We start from the raw sequence: 16,965 nt of genomic DNA on the forward strand, positions 1-16,965 counted from the left end.
CTCGTAGTCGACATAGGTCTCCGGCAGCGGTTCGTCGGTGCCGGCGCCCGCCTCGGCCTTGATCGCCACCTGCTCGGGGTTGACCACCCGGTTCACCCGGTAGATGCCGGCCTCCACCGGGACCCAGCCGAGCAGGTGCAGCAGCCAGCGCGGCGTGATGGTCGAAAGCTGGGGGACAGTCTTCGTCGCGTTGGCTAGTTGCCGGGCAGCGAGGTCGCCAAGTGTCTGAGACTCGTTTTGAGCCGACGTCATCGTGATCCTTTCATGCGTGAACTGCGGCCGGGATCGGGCGGATCTATCGTCCCCCAACAGAAGCGGGCCCGCGCGCCGAGCCTAGGCAAGTGTAGGGGCAGGCCAGAAGGTTTTGAGCCCCGCTGAGCGAAACGGGTCGAGAAGTGCCGATGCCCTATAGTGGGGATATGCAACACCCCGCACAGTCGTGCTTTGTCCCGTCGCGCTGCGTCGGCGTGGACTGTTGTTGCTGTTGTTGCTGTTGATTTCCTGAGCCCTCTGACGCTGTAGAAATCCCCGCGCTAGCCCATTTCCGGGCGGTACCGCCGGGTCTGCCCGGTGGCGTGAAGGCGTGGGCCAACCAAAGCCTTTCAGGAAGACCAGCAACCCATGACCATATTGTCCGAGCCCAACCGTGCCCTGGCGCCGGTGGCGACCCGCCGGCGTTCGGTGGTCCGACCGGCCACCGCGCTCAACCGCATGACCCGTTACCGGGGCGGCACCTATTCCCACACCGTCGACCGGGTCGTGTTCACCGACGGCAGCTGGGCGCGCACCGACCTGATCAGGCTCAACCCGAACGTGCACGCCTACTCGCTGGATTTCACCGGCGTCGCGCCGCAGCACCCGTCGCGCTACCGCGTCGACACCTGGGCTGCCCTGCCCCATCTGCGCGCATCCAGCCACGAAGCCACGGTCGGCTGGATCCTGCGGAACTCCTTTCCGATGCGCTCCGTCGCCGAACTGAGCCGCCAGGTGCGTGACGCGGGTTATCCGCTCGGACCGGCCAACATCAACGAGCACGAGGCGATCGCCGCGACCCAGGCCGCGATCTGGTTTTTCACCAACGGCCTGGCGCTGGACACCCGCCCGCTCAACGTGCCCGTCGCCGTTCACCGCTCACCGGGGCCGGTGATCACCTTCGAATTCGACGGCGCGCCTCAGCTCGGCGGCTACTCGGTGTGGGTCGCCTCCAACGGGCACCTCACGGTACGGCTGCAGAAATCGGCCAATGGCCTTGACTGGCAAGACGTTTCGGGATCCGAACTGGCCGTGCGCCCCGGCCGGGGCCGCCACCAGCGCACGTTGGGCGAGGGCAGCACACTGTCGTCGAGCAGCCATGGCCGCGGCGGGCGCGGGTACCGCTACTACCGGCTGGTCGCACACTCCGATGCCGATGTCCCCCGCATCGAGCACGTCAGCTTCCGGCTCACCGGTGCGCGCCACTATCGCAACGCCGACAAGGTCGTGCACCTGTACAACTACCTGCTCGCGCAGGCGCGAAAGTTCGCTCACCAGGCCGCCGACGAAGCCCTGCTGGTCGACCAGCACGCCGCCGCGGATTCGGGCCTCGTCGGGCCGTTCCAGGTGCGAATCCCGCTGATACTCAGCGCCACCGGCGGTCACGAGCTGCTGGACGCCGACGGCTTCGCATTCGGCGACACGATCCAACCCGGCACGGATTTCTACATACGCCAGGCGCCGGGCACCTCGGGAATAACGCTCACCGCGAAAACGGTTGGCGATCTGCATGGACGCGTGCTCACCGGGGTGGCGCTGGACGAAGCGTCGCAACGCTTTACCCCTGTAGCGCTAGCCATCCCCACCGAGATGAACATAGAGTTCGATATTAGCTGGCAGGCGGATGAGGCCTGGTCCTACGTCGTTGGAGACAAAAGATAGATGAGCATCGCGGAGAACGTCACGGAATTGATCGGTAACACCCCGCTGGTCCGGCTGAACCGGGTCACCGAGGGTGCGGTCGCCGACGTCGTCGCCAAGCTGGAATTCTTCAACCCGGGAAACAGTGTCAAGGACCGCATCGGGGTCGCGATGATCGACGCGGCCGAGCAGGCGGGCCTGATCAAACCGGACACCATCATTCTCGAGCCCACGAGCGGCAACACCGGCATCGCCCTGGCGCTGGTGGCCGCGGCCCGCGGCTACCGTTGCGTGCTGACCATGCCGGAGACCATGAGCGTCGAGCGGCGAATGTTGTTGCGCGCCTTGGGAGCCGAGATCGTGTTGACCCCTGGATCCGAGGGCATGCCGGGCGCCATCGCCAAGGCCGAGGAGCTTGCCAAAAGCGACCAACGCTATTTCGTGCCACAGCAGTTCGAGAACAAGGCCAACCCCGCGATCCACCGCAAGACCACCGCGGAAGAGGTGTGGCGCGACACTGACGGCAAGGTCGACATCTTCGTCGCCGGGGTGGGCACCGGCGGCACCATCACCGGTGTGGCCCAGGTGATCAAGGAGCGCAAGCCCTCGGCGCAGTTCATCGCCGTCGAACCGGCCGCGTCGCCGGTGCTGTCCGGCGGACAGAAAGGGCCGCACCCGATCCAGGGCTTGGGCGCCGGGTTCGTCCCGCCCGTGCTCGCGCTGGATCTGGTCGACGAGGTCATCGCGGTCGGCAACGAGGAATCCATCACCCTGGCCCGGCGGCTGGCCGCCGAGGAGGGCCTGTTGGTGGGCATCTCCTCGGGGGCGGCGGTGGTAGCCGCCCTGCAGGTGGCCCGCCGGCCCGAGAACGCCGGGAAGCTCGTCGTCGTGGTGCTGCCCGACTTCGGCGAGCGGTACCTGAGCACGCCGCTGTTCTCCGACCTGGCCGATTAGTCATGCTCGAAGCCATCCGTCGTGACATCCGAGCGGCCAGGGAACGCGATCCGGCCGTCCCGACCACGCTGCAGGTGATCTTCGCCTACCCGGGCGTGCACGCCATCTGGGGTCACCGCGTCAGCCATTGGCTGTGGAACCGCGGCGCAAAGGTGGCCGCGCGAACGTTCGGCGAGATCACCCGCATCCTCACCGGCGTCGAGATCCACCCCGGCGCGGTGCTCGGCCCCGGTCTCTTCATCGACCACGCCACCGGGGTGGTAATCGGCGAGACGGCCGAGGTGGGCGAGGACGTGACCATCTATCACGGAGTCACCCTCGGTGGCAGCGGCAGGGACACCGGCAAACGTCATCCCACCATCGGTGATCGGGTCACCATCGGCGCCGGGGCGAAGGTCCTGGGCGCCATCAAGATCGGCGACGACAGCCGTATCGGCGCCAACGCCGTGGTGGTCAAAGAGGTTCCGTCCAGCTCAGTGGTCGTCGGCGTGCCCGGACAGGTCATCAGCCGCAGCCGTCCCGGCAGCCCGGACGACTCGATGATGCCCGACCTCGTCGGAGTCAGCCTGCAGTCGCTGCTGACCCGGGTGACCAAACTCGAAGCCCGCGCGGACGGTGCCCAGAGCAATCACGTCATCCGGCCGCCCGAAGCCGGCGTGTGGCACGGCGAGGACTTCTCCATCTGAAAGACGGTGGCGTTCAGAGCAAGACGCCGTGATCGCCCGTATTCGCCACGCTGCACCGAACCCGCATCGCCGCGTTCCGCCGGGCTGAACTCGGCGAAGTATTACTCAGCCTGAACTTAACCCGGTTTTGGAATGCAGCGCCGTCGGCAGCGTTGCACAGTGGGTTATGACCATGCTGCGCGACGCCGAACCGACGGGGATCACCGGGGACCGACCATGACCGAGCTGCATCTGGCTGTGGGACTGGACGGCTACGGCTGGCACCCCCACGCGTGGCGATACGCGTTCGCGCACAACGCGACCGGTGGCGGGCAACTGAGCGGCCGCTATTGGGCAGCGCTGGCGAGCACCGCCGAGCGCGGCCTGCTGGATTTCCTGACCATCGACGACAGCCTTGACGCGCAACCCGGCCGCAGCGCCGACATCTCGCCGCGGCGCCTAGCGGGACGCGCGGATGCCACGCTGGTCGCCGCCCGCATCGCCCCGGCCACCCGACACATCGGCCTGATTCCGGTGGCGACCGTTACCCATACCGAACCGTTCCACGTCTCGAAAGCCATTGCGACGCTTGACCATATTTCCCACGGCCGGGCGGGATGGCAGGTGCGGGTGAGCCCGACGGCGCACGAGGCCGCCCTGTTCGGCCGGCGGGCCGCCCCCGACGGCGACGACCTGTTCGACGAGGCCGCCGACGCGGTGGAGGTGGTGCGCCGGCTCTGGGACAGCTGGGAGGACGACGCGGTCATCCGCGATGTGGCGACCGGCCGCTACATCGACCGCGACAAACTGCACTACATCGACTTCGTCGGCGAGCGCTTCTCGGTCAAAGGGCCCTCGATCACCCCGCGCCCGCCTCAGGGCCAGCCGGTGGTGGCCGCACTTGCCCACGCACCGCGGGTCTACGAATTCGCCGCCGCCAGCGCCGACCTGGTCTTCATCACCCCGCACGACGAGGGCTCGCTGCGGGCCATCCTGGCCGATGTGGGCCACGCGCAGCGGGCCGCCGGCCGGAAGCTCAAAGTCTATGCGGACCTGGTGGTGTCGCTGGTCGACGATCCACTGGCGCCCGCAGCGGCCATCTCGTCCGATGCACTCGTATTCGTCGGCAGCACAACTGATTTGGCGGATCTCCTGCTCGCCTGGCAGGACGCCGGTGTCGATGGGGTGCGGCTGCGGCCCGCGGTAAACGCCCTCGACCTGCCCGCCATCGTCGACGACCTGGTGCCGCGCCTGCAGCGCGCCGGCCGGTTTCGCACCGGCTACCGCGACGGCGAGACACTGCGCGACCGCCTCGGGTTGGCGACCGCACCGAACCGCTACGCGACGGCGCCGTCATGAGCATCACTCCCCTGTCGATCCTCGACCTCGCGCCCATCAGCGCCGGCAGCGACGCCGCGACGGCACTGCGCAACACCATCGATCTGGCCCAGCACGCCGAGCGCTGGGGCTACCGACGCTACTGGCTGGCCGAGCACCACTTCGTCGCGGTCGCCAGCTCCTCGCCGGTGACGCTGATCGGCCAGATCGCCGCGGCCACCGAGCGAATCCACGTCGGGTCGGCCGCCGTGCAGATCGGCCACACGACGGCGCTCGCCGTGGTGGAAAGCTTCGGCATCCTCGACGCGCTCTACCCCGGCCGCATCGACATGGGGCTGGGCCGGTCCGGGCAGCGGCGCAAGGAGGCCGCCGCGGCGCCGCCCCCGGTCCACTCCGAGCGTGCGCCCACGCCGTGGCGTGAGGTCGACGGGCTTGTCATCCCCGCACCCTTCGACCAAACACCGCTGATGAAAAGCGAGCGGATCCGGGCGCAGGCCTCCGCGCTGGCGCAACCGTGCGCACAACCTCCCGACTTCGCCGACCAACTGGCCGACATCGAAGCGCTGCTGGCGGGCACCTACAGCGTCGATGGCCATGACCTACATGCCGTTCCCGGCGAGCGCGGTCAGTTGGCGCCGTGGATCTTCGGCAGCACCAAGGGGCAAAGCGCCGAGGTCGCCGGCGCCCGTGGGCTTCCGTTCGTCGCGAGTTACCACATCACCCCCGGCACGGCGCTCGATGCAATCACCGCCTACCGCAACGCCTTCCGCCCGTCCGCGCGGCTATCGGAGCCCTACGTGGTGGTGTCGGCCGACGTCGTGGTCGCCGAGGACAGCGCCACCGCGCGCCACCTCGCGTCCGGTTACGGCCGGTGGGTGTATTCCATCCGCAGCGGTCACGGCGCCATCCCCTACCCCGACCCCGATTTCTGCGAGCCCTTGACCGAGGAGCAGCAGGCGCTGGTGGCCGACCGAACCGCAACACAATTCGTCGGCAACCCCGACGAGGTCGCCGACCGGCTCGAACTGCTGGGCCGGGTCACCGGCGCCGACGAACTGGTGATCACCTCCGTGACCCACCGCCACGTCGACCGGCTGCGCTCGCATGAACTGATCGCCAAACGATGGGGACTGACCGGATGAGCGTTCGAGAAGCAGGCCACCGCAAGCAGATTCATCTGGGCGCCCACTTCCCCGGGGTGAACAACACCACGGTGTGGTCGGATCCGAGTGCGGGCAGCCAGATCGCGTTCGAATCGTTTGTGCACCTTGCCGAGACCGCCGAGCGGGGGCTGTTCGACTTCTTCTTTCTGGCCGAAGGCCTGCGGCTGCGTGAGCATCGCGGCAAGATCCACGACCTCGACGTGGTCGGACGGCCCGACACCTTCACCGTGCTGGCCGCGCTCGCCGCGGTCACCGACAGGCTCGGCCTGGCCGGCACCATCAACACCACGTTCAACGAACCGTACGAAGTGGCAAGGCAATTCGCGACGCTGGACCTCCTGTCCGACGGGCGGTCAGCCTGGAACATGGTCACCTCCTCCGACGCGTTCACCGGGGAGAACTTCCGCCGCGGCGGGTTCCTGGCCCACGCCGACCGCTACCACCGGGCCGAGGAATTCATCACCGTCGCGCGGCGGTTCTGGGACAGCTGGACGCCCGATGCCGTCGTCGCCGACGTCGACGCCGGGATCTATGCCGACCCGGCCCGCATCGGCGTCGTCGAGCACCACGGTCCGCAATTCGACGTCCGCGGCGTCGCCTCCCTGCCGGCCGGGCCGCAGGGCCACCCGGTGCTGCTGCAGGCCGGTGACTCCGACGACGGCCGTGACTTCGGGGCCAGGCACGCCGATGCCCTGTTCACCTTGCACGGGTCGCTCGAGGCGGGTCAGCGCTACTACAGCGACGTCAAGAGCCGTGCCGCGGCCTACGGGCGCGACCCCGACCAGCTCAAGGTCCTGCCCGGCGCGACGTTCGCACTGGGAGACACCGCCGAAGAGGCGCAGGACAACGCCCGCCACATCCGCGAGCAGCAGGTCAGCGGCCCGACCGCGATCGCATTCCTCGAACAGGTGTGGGGCGTGGACCTATCGGCCTACGACCCCGACGGGCCCCTGCCCGACGTCGATCCCGTCGAGAACCCGAACATCACCCGCGGGCGGGTCCGGCACGGCGACCCCAAGACGGTCGCCCAGACCTGGCGCGCCCGGGCGGAAGCCGAGAACCTGTCGATCCGCGAGCTGATCATCGAGGTGACCAGCCGCCAGCAATTCGTCGGAACGCCGGCACAGGTCGCCGCCGAGATCGATCGCTACGTGCAGTCCGATGCCTGCGACGGCTTCATCCTGGTGCCGCACCTGACGCCGCACGGCCTCGACGAATTCGTCGCCAAGGTGGTGCCGCTGCTGCAGGAGCGCGGTAGCTTCCGCACCGAATACCGCGGCCACACGCTGCGCGACCACCTGGGCTTGTCACCCACCCCCGGGCGGGCCGGGCAGCCGACCGGCGCCGAGCGCCTCGAAAGCCGGCGCGCCACAGGCTAATCCGTGACGATGACGGGTGCCCGCCCGGGCAGGCGATGGCCGGGCCATCGGGATGCGCGCTCAGCCGCGTGACCTCATCGGTGCGCCAACGCGCAGCGGCATCGAGGCGAGCACTCCTAATAGTCTGGGGTCACAGTAGATTCACGATTCGCGGCGTGCCACCGGGTGGTGCGTCGACCGCCTCGTCCGCGACAGACCGCGCAAGGAGACCTCCGTTGACCGCAGATCACGCCCGTCAGAAAGTCGCGATCATCACCGGCGCCTCCCAGGGCATGGGTGCCGCCCTGGTTGACGCCTACCGCGAACTCGGCTTCGCGGTGGTGGCCAATTCGCGATCGATCGCCGCCGGCGCTGACGCCGAGGTGGCGGCCGTCGCCGGTGACGTGGCCGATCCCGCGACCGCCGACCGCATCGTCGCGACGGCGCTGGACCGGTTCGGCCGGGTGGACACGCTGATCAACAACGCGGGCGTGTTCGTGCCCAAGCCGTTCACCGAGTACACGCCGGCCGACTACGAGTTGGTGACGGGGGTGAACCTGACCGGCTTTTTCCACATCACCCAGCGCGTCATCGCCCAGCTGCTGAGGCAAGGCGGGGGCGGCCACGTGGTCAACATGACCACCTCCCTGCTCGAGCAGGCAAACTCCGGGGTGCCGGCGGGATTGACCGCGCTCACCAAGGGTGGCCTGGCGGCGGTGACCAAATCGCTGGCCATCGAATACGCCCGCAACGGGATCCGCGTCAACGCCATCTCCCCCGGCAACATCGCCACGCCGATGCACGCCGACGACGACACGACCGCGCTGGCCGCCATGCATCCGCTGGGCCGGATGGGCACCATCGCCGACATCATCGAGGGGATTCGCTACCTAGAGGGCGCGTCGTTCGTGACCGGCGAGACGCTACACATCGACGGCGGCCAGAGCGCCGGCCACTGAGACGTTCAGAGAAGTGCTCCCCCGCCTGGACTCGAACCAGGAACCCTTCGGTTAACAGCCGAATGCTCTGCCAATTGAGCTACAGGGGACTAACCCGATCGCGGGACGAACTCTAGCGTACTGGCACGACCGCACCCAACTAGCGTGGACCACCCTCGGGCCGCCCATAGACGGGGATCGACCGCGCGGGCGCCCCGGCCGGTGAGGCAGGATGGAGCCATCGATAGTCGGGAGGAAAGTTTTGATCCGGTATGTCGTGGTGCTTGGGCTGGGTTACGTGCTGGGTTCGAAGGCTGGGCGTCGCCGATACGAGCAGCTCGTCGGCACCTATCGCGCGCTGACCAGCAGCCCCGTGGCCAAGTCGATGATCGAAGGGGGGCGGCGCAAGATCGCGAATCGGATCTCACCCGATGCCGGTTTTGTCACCCTGACCGAGATCGACGACCAAACGGCCATCATGGAACGCGACGCCGAGGGCTCGGCCGACGACGTGCTGACGCCGTCTAATCGTCGCCGCTAGCCTGCTCTAGCAGGCTGCGCCGGTAGGACTCCATCGCCACCAGGTCCCCGAACAGGGCGTGGTACTCGTCGCCCTGCTCAATCGGTGACATCCGCTGCAGCTTCGACTTCACCTCGGCGATCTGCCGGCCCATCCACACCTCTTGCAGCCGGGCCAGCACGCCGCCGATGTAGCGCGGCAGCTTCTCCTCGTCGACCGCGATGGCCTCCACCCCCAACTCGCTGGCCAGGCCGGCGGTCAGCGGCGACGAAGCCTGCTCACGCACCGCCTCGATCCATTGCGCGCCGGTGATCCCGCTCGAGGTGCCCCCCGCCGTCTCGATGGCCGCGCGGATGGCCGCGTATCCGGGATGGGTGAAGCTCTCGACCGTCAGCGTGTCGAACACCGGCCCGGCGAACGCCGGGTATTGCAGGGCCGCCTTGAGCGCCTCACGCTGCGGCCACAGGGTGGGGTCTCGGGGGTCAGGACGGCTGGCGGCCGGCTGGGCCGCGGCGGGCGGCTGCGCCGCGCGGCGGGGCGCCTTGCGTCCGGAGCCACCGCGGGCCGCGGTGTTGGACGTCTTGGCCTGGCTGCGCACCCGGTCGATGACCTGCGCGACGTCGTCCCAGCCGACCCATCCGGCGAGCTGGCGGGCGTACTCGTCGCGCAGCGTGGGGTCCTTGATCTGGCTCACCATCGGCACGCAGCGGCGCAGTGCGGCGACCCGGCCCTCGGCGCTGTCCAGGTCCATCTCGGCGAGCGCCGAACGGACCGCGAACTCGAAGAGCGGGGTCCGCCGGGCCACCAGATCGCGCAGCGCGCCGTCACCGGACTTCAGCCGCAGATCGCAGGGATCCATGCCATCGGGCGCGACGGCCACGAACGACTGGCCCGCCAGGTTCTGTTCGCCGCCGAAGGCCTTGAGCGCGGCGGCCCGCCCGGCCGCGTCGCCGTCGAACACGTAGATCAGTTCGCCGCGAAAGAAACTGTCGTCCATCATCAACCGGCGCAGCATCGACAGATGCTCGTCGCCGAACGCGGTGCCGCACGACGCCACCGCGGTGGTGACGCCGGCCAAATGCATCGCCATCACGTCGGTATAGCCCTCGACGACGACGGCCTGGTGCCCCTTGGCGATGTCGCGTTTGGCCAAGTCGATGCCGAACATCACGTTCGACTTCTTGTACAGCAGCGTCTCGGGCGTGTTGATGTACTTGGCTTCCATCGGATCGTCGTCGAACAGCCGCCGGGCGCCGAAGCCGATCACCTCGCCGGCCGAACTGCGGATGGGCCACAGCAACCGGCGATGGAAGCGGTCCATCGGTCCGCGACGCCCCTGCCGTGACAGGCCGGCCGCCTCCAGCTCCTTGAACTCAAATCCTTTGCGTATCAAGTGCTTTGTCAGCGAGTCCCAGCCCGAGGGTGCGAAGCCGCAACCGAAGTGACGGGCCGCGTCGGCGTCGAAGTTCCGCTCCGTCAGATACTGCCGGGCCGGTGCCGCCTCGGCGGATTCCAGCGCCGCCGCATAGAACTCCGCCGCCGCCGCGTTGGCCGCGACGAGCCGGCTGCGACTGCCGCGGTCGCGCTGCACGCTGGTCGCCGGGCCCGAGTAATTGATGGTGTGACCGAGCCGGTCGGCGAGCAGTTCGACGGCCTCGACGAAGCTGACGTGTTCGATCTTCTGGATGAACGCGTACACGTCGCCGCCCTCACCACAGCCGAAGCAGTGAAAGTGGCCGTGGTTGGGGCGGACGTGAAACGACGGCGACTTCTCGTCGTGGAACGGACACAGGCCCTTGAGCGAATCGGCGCCGGCGCGGCGCAACTGGACGTAGTCGCCAATGACCTCGTCGATGCGCACCCGCTCGCGGATGGCGGCGATGTCGCGATCGGGAATCCGGCCCCGACCCCGGGCACGGCCGTCGCCCTCCGCGCGTGAACCTGCCGGGCTTGACATCGGCTCAGTCTAAGTCGCGACGGCGCACGCTAGCCGGTACCGATGACGCCGCACGCGACCCGATCCATTGCGTTCTCGGTGTCCTGGGCGCCGTGCAGCATCAGCGCGGTCTTGTTGCCCGCCAGCAGGTCGTCCCGGTTGAACGAATCGGTGGTGGTGACCAGGTACGCCGAGCCGTCCTGCCGGACCTCGAGGGACGCCAAGTCGCCACTTTCGGGCTTGCCGGTGTGTCCGGGGGCCTGGTAGTGACCGCCGGCGGACAGGAAGTTGCCGGGCGCACCGCCGGTAGGCGCCACCGAGTTCGGCTCGCACTTGCCGATCTCGTGCACATGCAGGCCGTGGATGCCGGGCGTGAGGATGCCAGGCGCCACCGTTTTCACCGTCACGGTCACGTAGCCGCCGGTGAAGTCGAAGGTCGCGGTGGCCGCCGAACGGCCATCGGGCGTCTTCAGTTCCGCGCGCAGCGAGCCCGCGGCGGGCGCCAGGGTCGACGTCGACTCCCCGGACGACGGAGCGGCACTCTTCACCGGTGGTGTGGTGCCCGGCTGGGTGCTCGCATGCTGCGGTGAACTGCAGGCAGTCATGGCGACGACGGGAAGCCCCATCAACAAGGAGGCCACAAAGGGCGAGCCGCTGAATTTCTTCATGTCGGGCAGCCTAACTCGCGGCGGCCGCGCCGATTCCCAGACCGGACGACTTCCTGCCGACCGGCGACTACGGACCGGCCTGGCGGGTATCGATCCGTTCGAGCCGACCCTCGGTATAGGAGGCGATCTGGTCGACGATGACGCGCCACCGCGCGCCGTCGTCGGCCGCGGTGTTGAAGGCCGCAGCAAAGAACGGGTCCAGCGTGCGGGGCGCTCCCGCATACAGCCAGTGCGCCACCCGATGGATGCGTTCACGCTGCCCGGCTTGTGTTTCCTGATGACGCGGATCGGACATGATGAACTGCAGCGCCAGGATTTTCAGCAGGGCCACCTCGGCGCGCACCAGGTCGGGAACCTGCAACTGGGCCCGGTAGCGCACCAGCGGGCCGGGACCGGCCGCCGCGCGAGTGGTGGCGATGGCGGCCGAGGCGAACCGGCCGACCAGTTCACTGGTCAACCGCTTGAGCGCCACCGAAGCCGCGAGCGTGGCGTCGTACTTTCCGACGGCGGCGACCACCGGCAGGGCGGAGAGCCGTCGCGCCGCCGCCATGAAGTCGTCGGCGCGCACCCGGGAAAATTCGGTCTCGCCCAGTTTGGCCAGTGCGGCGGCCTCGTCTTCGTCGGCGAGCACCCGCAGGTCGATGCGCTGGGACACCACACCGTCCTCGACGTCGTGCACCGAATAGGCCACATCGTCGGCCCAGTCCATGACCTGCGCTTCCAGGCACATCCGCCCCTCCGGTGCGCCCGCCCGAACCCAGGCGGCCGGCTCGCGGTCGTCGTCGTAAAACCCGAACTTGCGTTGCGCTTCGCCGCGGGGCCACGGGTACTTGGTCACCGCGTCCAGCGACGCCCGGGTCAGGTTCAACCCCGCGCTATTGCCTTGCTCGTCAAGGACTTTGGGCTCCAGACTGGTCAAGATCCGGAAGTTCTGGGCGTTGCCCTCGAAACCGCCGTAGTCCGTCGCGACCTCGTCGAGCGCGCGTTCGCCGTTGTGTCCGTAGGGCGGGTGGCCGATGTCGTGGGCCAGTCCCGCCAGCTCGACGAGGTCGGGGTCGCAGCCCAGCCCGATCGCCATCCCCCGCCCGATCTGGGCGACCTCGAGCGAATGCGTCAGCCGGGTGCGCGGTGTGTCCCCTTCTCGGGGCCCAACCACCTGGGTCTTGTCGGCCAATCGACGCAGCGCGGCGCTGTGCAGGACCCGCGCCCGATCCCGGGCGAAGTCGGTGCGGTGCTGACCCTCGGCGCCCGGCAGCCCCGCAGTCTTGGGCGCTTCGGCCACCCGTCGCTGACGGTCGAAGTCGTCGTAGGGGTCGTGCTGATTCCCGGTCACCGACGCACAGTCTGCCAGGGAACGCCCGCCGGAGTATGGCTCGACTCGGGCCTACTGGCCTGCATCGTCGCGGGGCTAGATTGGCCCTATGCGTTGCACCGCTCGCCTGGTCGCCGTGATCGCGACGATCCTCACGGTCGGCTTCGGCGGCGGCCTGCTGCTGGCGCCGGCCGCCGGCGCGCAACCCCCATTCCGGTTGGCCGACTACATCACCGACAACGCGGGTGCCCTGTCGGATTCCGGGCGCGCGGCGGTCGCCTCTGCTCTCGGCAAGCTGTACACCGACCGCCACATCCGGCTGTGGGTGGTCTACGTCGACAACTTCTCCGGGCAGAGCGCGGCCGGGTGGGCACAGCGCACCGTGACCAACAGCGATCTGGGCGCCTACGACGCGCTGCTGGCCGTCGGCACCCACAGCCGTGAATACGCCTTCCTGGTGCCCTCCACGGTCAAGAGCGTCACCGCAAATCAGGTCGACAAGTTGCGGCGCAACAAGATCGAGCCCGCCCTGCACGACGGCGATTGGAGCGGCGCCGCCGTCGCGGCGGCCAACGGACTCGACACCTCGCCCGATTCGTCGGGCCGGGTGGCGCTGCTGGCCGTGCTGGCGGGCATCCTGGTCGCGCTGGCAGTCCTGTTGCTGGTCATGCGTTATCGCGGTCGGCGCCGCCGCGCCGCGGCGTTGGCGGCGGCGCGTCGGGTCGACCCCACCGACGCCGATGCGCTGGCCGCGGTGCCCCCGCAGGCACTCGACGACCTGTCCCGCGAACTGGTGGTGGACGTCGACAACGCGTTACGCACCAGCGCCAACGAATTGGACCTGGCGGTCACGGAGTTCGGCGCCGACCGGACCCAGCCGTTCACCCAGGCCGTGACCAACGCCAAAGCCGCACTGTCCCAAGCCTTTACGATCCGCCAACAACTCGACGACGACACGCCAGAGACGCCGGCGCAGCGCCGGGAACTGCTCACCCAGGTGATCGTCGCGGCGGCGCGCGCCGACCGGGAACTGGAGTCACAGACCGAGGCGTTCGAGAAGCTGCGGGATCTGGTGATCAACGCCCCCTCCCGGCTGGACGCACTGACACAGCAATACGTGGAACTCACCACCCGCATCGCGCCGGCCGAACAACGACTTGCCGCGCTGCACAACGACTTCAGCGCGGCCGCACTGACTTCGGTGTCGGGCAACGTGACCGCGGCCAAGGAGCGGCTGGCGTTCGCCGACCGCAACATCACCAGCGCCCGTGAGCTTGCCGCCCATGCCGTCAGCGGGCGGCAAGCCGGTCTGGTCGACGCTGTCCGCGCCGCCGAGTCGGCGCTGGGCCAGGCGCGCGCGTTGCTCGACGCGGTGGACAACGCGGCCGGCGACATTCAGCACGCCATCGACGGGCTGCCGTCGGCCCTGACCGACATCCAGCACGACATCGAGCGCGCGGACGAACTGCTGCGCAGGACACCGAAGGTCAAGACCGCGCACACCGGTGATCTGGTTGCGGCGCGCGATGCCGCCCTCCGGGCCGTCGACAGCGCGCGGGCCGGCGCTGCCGACGATCCGCTGGGCGCATTCGCTCAGGTGACCAAAGCCGACGCCGGCCTCAACGGGCTACTGGCCACCCTGGCCCAGGAGCAGGCCGCGGCCGAGCGGCTGAACCGGTCGTTGGAGCAGGCGCTGTTCACCGCGCAGTCGCGGGTGCGTGCGGTGTCGGACTACGTCGACACCCGCCGGGGCAGCATCGGCCCCGAGGCGCGCACCCGGCTCGCCGAGGCCAGACGGCATCTGCAGGCCGCGCAGGACAAACGATCGACGCTGCCGACCGAGGCGATCGCGCACGCCAACGCGGCGTCGACGCTGGCCGCCACCGCGCAGTCGCTGGCCAACGACGACGTGCAACTGGCACAGCGGGCCTACGTCGGCCGCGGCGGCAGTGACATGGGTGCGATGCTCGGCGGGATCATCATCGGCAACGTGCTCAGCGGCGGCATGCGGGGCGGATTCGGCGGCTGGAGCCCGACCTCGTTCGGCGGCAGCCCCGGTGCGTCCGGCGGCGGTTTCATGGGTGGCGGCGGCCGATTCTGAGCAGCGCCTGGCGCCGCTACCGCAGCGGTTTGGGTTTCGCCGGGCTCAGCCGGCTGCTGGGGAATGCGGGATCACACCCGATCCCCGCGACACGGTGTCGCCTTCCCACCCGCTCCACACGCCGTCCGCAACGGCGGTCGGGCGGGGAACGTCGGCCGGCTGTTCAAGGGTTTCGGCGTCCGGCTTCGGTGCCCAATGGTCATAGTCATCCGGCGGGACGACCACGCCCCACTTGAGCGGAACCGACAGCCCACCGAGCATGCCGGACTCTCCTCGAACTGCCGACACCGTGTCATCCGGCAACGGCGAACCGAGAGGCAAAAGCACCCCTGCCCCCTTCCACAGCCGATAGAGCGTTCGGGCGCTGTGGCGAACCTATTTACACCAACCGGTTCACATCGTAAGACAAAGTGAAGAAAATATGCGGGAATTGCCAATATTCTTCTGTCGAGCACATGCGAACCGACGGCGACCCGACACCGGATCCGCGCTCACGCCCGCCGGATGTCGCCGCCCGCCTGCACAACAAAGAAATCCCGCGCGGGTCGGCTCGGCGGCTTCATCCCGCGAATCGACGCTCGCACATGCGTTGCCCCGCAACGGTTTAGCGCTACCAATAGGACCTGCGTTCGAGGGCCGACGAGTTTTCGAGCGGACCGCCGCCTGCGGATTTTCGCCCGGTTCCTGCGACGAGCCGCGCACCTGTTGCGGGTTTCACCAGACCAATCAGACGAATTCGGCGTTGCGCATACAACGTTCCGTCGGGGCGTATGCCGGCATATCGAAAAGTATCGAATTCCGGCCGCTTTGCACACTATTCACGTCTGCAACAGCAGCACCGCTGCACTATCCCGGACGATTGCGCGGCACCACCTTGGGACGAGACCTGACCACCTGCGCCCTGGTCCCGCGGTCCTCGCCCTCGGGGGTCTTGTCACCGACCGGCATCGCCGTCATCGGCACACCACTGCCCGATCCGCCGGCCGCCGCGGCCGGCGCCCCGGAGCCCGCCCCGGACATCGCCGGGGTGGCGATGTAAGCCGGCATCGATCCCTGCCACGCCGCGGGCACCGTCAGCGACCCGACGAACCGCGCGCCGCCCAGCCCCGCCGTCGCAACGCCCAACGCGCCCAACCCTGAACCGGCCAACGGCGGCAAGTCCGACAGGACGCTGCCCGCGCTGCGCGGCGCGGCGAGGGGCGCGCTGGCCGCACCCACCAACGCCGGCGCGCGAGAGAGCGGCGACGCGGCCGCCGCCGGTGCCGGGGCGGCACTTTGGGCAAGCGTCACCATGGGCGTCATCAACGCGGTCGCCGGGTACATTCCGGCCTGCGCCACCGACGTCAACGTCGCCACCGGCGTCGACGACAGCAACGAGACCGCCGGCGAGAGCGCCCCGAACACCGACTGCAGTTGGGAGACGAACGCGGTTCCCAGCGAGGACAGGCCCTGGAAGAACTGTGACGCGAGAGTCAGGGGTGCCGTCACCAATCCGGCCAGGCCCGACAGGTCCGCGGCGGGCGCGCCGCCGCCGAGGGCCGCCGGCGGCACGCTGAATTCCGGCAGCGCCTGCGCCATCGATTGGGCCCCGGCGTGATAGCCCAACATCGCCGCCACATCCTGCGCCCACATCTCGACGTATTCGAGCTCGGTCTGTGCGATGGCCGCGGTATTGATGCCAAAGAAGTTCGTGGCAATCAGGACGAGCAACCGGGCCCGATTGGCCAGCACCTCCGGCAGCGGAACCGTCGCCACCAGTGCGCCCTCGAAAGCCAGTGCGGCGATCCGGGCCTGCAAGGCCGCCACCTCCGCCTGCGCCGCCGCGATGATCAGCCATTGCACGTAGGGCGCCGCGGCGCCGGTCATCGCCATCGACGACGGCCCCATCCAGGCGCTACCGGCCAGATCGGAAACCGTGGTGTGAAACGACGATGCCGAGGATGACAGCTCGGCGGCCAGCCCGTCCCACGCCGCGGCCGCCTCGAACAGAGGGCCGGCCCCGGGGCCGCCGAATATCAAGGCCGAGTTGATCTCAGGAGGGAAGAACACAAACGCGGGAATCATGTGCAACCCCAACCGACCGAGTCAACGGCTCCTGCCCCGGACGGAGCGACATCCA

At 68.9% G+C, this 16,965-nt stretch carries 13 protein-coding genes, 1 tRNA gene and 2 pseudogenes; 9 read left to right on the plus strand and 7 right to left on the minus strand.

Annotation, left to right across the window (positions count from 1 at the left end; all coding sequences use genetic code 11):
* A pseudogene (locus A5646_RS16445) lies at nucleotides 1–252 on the minus strand (hypothetical protein); the annotation flags it as partial.
* 369 nt (nucleotides 253–621) lie between these two features.
* Between A5646_RS16445 and A5646_RS16450 the strand changes: the two are divergent.
* The 7 genes from A5646_RS16450 to A5646_RS16480 all read left to right on the plus strand — a co-directional run bounded on the left by A5646_RS16450 (nucleotide 622) and on the right by A5646_RS16480 (nucleotide 8,330).
* Complete coding sequence (locus tag A5646_RS16450; protein WP_067022715.1) at nucleotides 622–1,914, plus strand: thioester domain-containing protein; 1,293 nt, start codon at nucleotides 622–624, stop codon at nucleotides 1,912–1,914.
* Complete coding sequence (cysK, locus tag A5646_RS16455) at nucleotides 1,915–2,847, plus strand: cysteine synthase A (protein ID WP_066869628.1); 933 nt, start codon at nucleotides 1,915–1,917, stop codon at nucleotides 2,845–2,847.
* Nucleotides 2,848–2,849: 2 nt separating this feature from the next.
* On the plus strand, nucleotides 2,850–3,533 hold the full coding sequence (gene cysE / locus A5646_RS16460) for a serine O-acetyltransferase (protein ID WP_066869625.1): 684 nt from the start codon (nucleotides 2,850–2,852) through the stop codon (nucleotides 3,531–3,533).
* 216 nt (nucleotides 3,534–3,749) lie between these two features.
* A complete protein-coding gene (locus tag A5646_RS16465) occupies nucleotides 3,750–4,871 on the plus strand; it encodes an LLM class flavin-dependent oxidoreductase (RefSeq protein ID WP_066869622.1) in 1,122 nt (373 codons plus the stop codon).
* Complete coding sequence (locus A5646_RS16470; protein WP_067022718.1) at nucleotides 4,868–5,992, plus strand: LLM class flavin-dependent oxidoreductase; 1,125 nt, start codon at nucleotides 4,868–4,870, stop codon at nucleotides 5,990–5,992. The genes A5646_RS16465 and A5646_RS16470 overlap by 4 nt, the downstream gene beginning before the upstream one ends.
* Nucleotides 5,989–7,392, plus strand: a complete 1,404-nt coding sequence (locus A5646_RS16475) for an NtaA/DmoA family FMN-dependent monooxygenase (RefSeq protein ID WP_067022721.1) — start codon at nucleotides 5,989–5,991, stop codon at nucleotides 7,390–7,392. The genes A5646_RS16470 and A5646_RS16475 overlap by 4 nt, the downstream gene beginning before the upstream one ends.
* A 215-nt stretch (nucleotides 7,393–7,607) precedes the next feature.
* Nucleotides 7,608–8,330 carry an SDR family NAD(P)-dependent oxidoreductase gene (locus A5646_RS16480; protein WP_255362081.1) on the plus strand — a complete coding sequence of 241 codons (723 nt, stop codon included), beginning with the start codon at nucleotides 7,608–7,610 and terminating at the stop codon, nucleotides 8,328–8,330.
* Nucleotides 8,331–8,346: 16 nt separating this feature from the next.
* Here A5646_RS16480 and A5646_RS16485 read toward each other — a convergent pair.
* Nucleotides 8,347–8,419 (minus strand) — tRNA-Asn (locus A5646_RS16485).
* Nucleotides 8,420–8,571: 152 nt separating this feature from the next.
* On the opposite strand from A5646_RS16485, the gene A5646_RS16490 reads away from it, so the two are divergent.
* Nucleotides 8,572–8,850 carry a hypothetical protein gene (locus A5646_RS16490; protein ID WP_066869612.1) on the plus strand — a complete coding sequence of 93 codons (279 nt, stop codon included), beginning with the start codon at nucleotides 8,572–8,574 and terminating at the stop codon, nucleotides 8,848–8,850.
* Here the strand turns inward: A5646_RS16490 and dnaG are convergent.
* The 3 genes from dnaG to A5646_RS16505 form a co-directional block, all read right to left on the minus strand.
* Complete coding sequence (dnaG, locus tag A5646_RS16495) at nucleotides 8,834–10,786, minus strand: DNA primase (protein WP_067022724.1); 1,953 nt, start codon at nucleotides 10,784–10,786, stop codon at nucleotides 8,834–8,836. The two genes, A5646_RS16490 and dnaG, sit on opposite strands and share 17 nt — an antisense overlap.
* Nucleotides 10,787–10,815: 29 nt before the next feature.
* Nucleotides 10,816–11,433, minus strand: a complete 618-nt coding sequence (locus tag A5646_RS16500) for a superoxide dismutase family protein (protein ID WP_082984764.1) — start codon at nucleotides 11,431–11,433, stop codon at nucleotides 10,816–10,818.
* A 67-nt stretch (nucleotides 11,434–11,500) separates the two neighbouring features.
* Nucleotides 11,501–12,766 carry a deoxyguanosinetriphosphate triphosphohydrolase gene (locus tag A5646_RS16505; protein WP_067022727.1) on the minus strand — a complete coding sequence of 422 codons (1,266 nt, stop codon included), beginning with the start codon at nucleotides 12,764–12,766 and terminating at the stop codon, nucleotides 11,501–11,503.
* 88 nt (nucleotides 12,767–12,854) lie between these two features.
* Between A5646_RS16505 and A5646_RS16510 the strand changes: the two genes are divergently transcribed.
* The gene (locus A5646_RS16510; protein ID WP_067022730.1) at nucleotides 12,855–14,846 is read left to right on the plus strand and encodes a TPM domain-containing protein; all 1,992 of its coding nucleotides are present in this window, start codon (nucleotides 12,855–12,857) and stop codon (nucleotides 14,844–14,846) included.
* A 173-nt stretch (nucleotides 14,847–15,019) separates the two neighbouring features.
* Here A5646_RS16510 and A5646_RS29975 read toward each other — a convergent pair.
* Nucleotides 15,020–15,173 (minus strand): annotated as a pseudogene (locus A5646_RS29975) (hypothetical protein); the annotation flags it as partial.
* A 519-nt stretch (nucleotides 15,174–15,692) separates the two neighbouring features.
* The gene (locus A5646_RS16520; RefSeq protein WP_067022732.1) at nucleotides 15,693–16,910 is read right to left on the minus strand and encodes a PPE family protein; all 1,218 of its coding nucleotides are present in this window, start codon (nucleotides 16,908–16,910) and stop codon (nucleotides 15,693–15,695) included.
* Nucleotides 16,911–16,965: the final 55 nt, after the last annotated feature.

The organism is Mycobacterium sp. 1245499.0, assembly GCF_001673615.1.
GTDB lineage: Bacteria > Actinomycetota > Actinomycetes > Mycobacteriales > Mycobacteriaceae > Mycobacterium > Mycobacterium europaeum_A.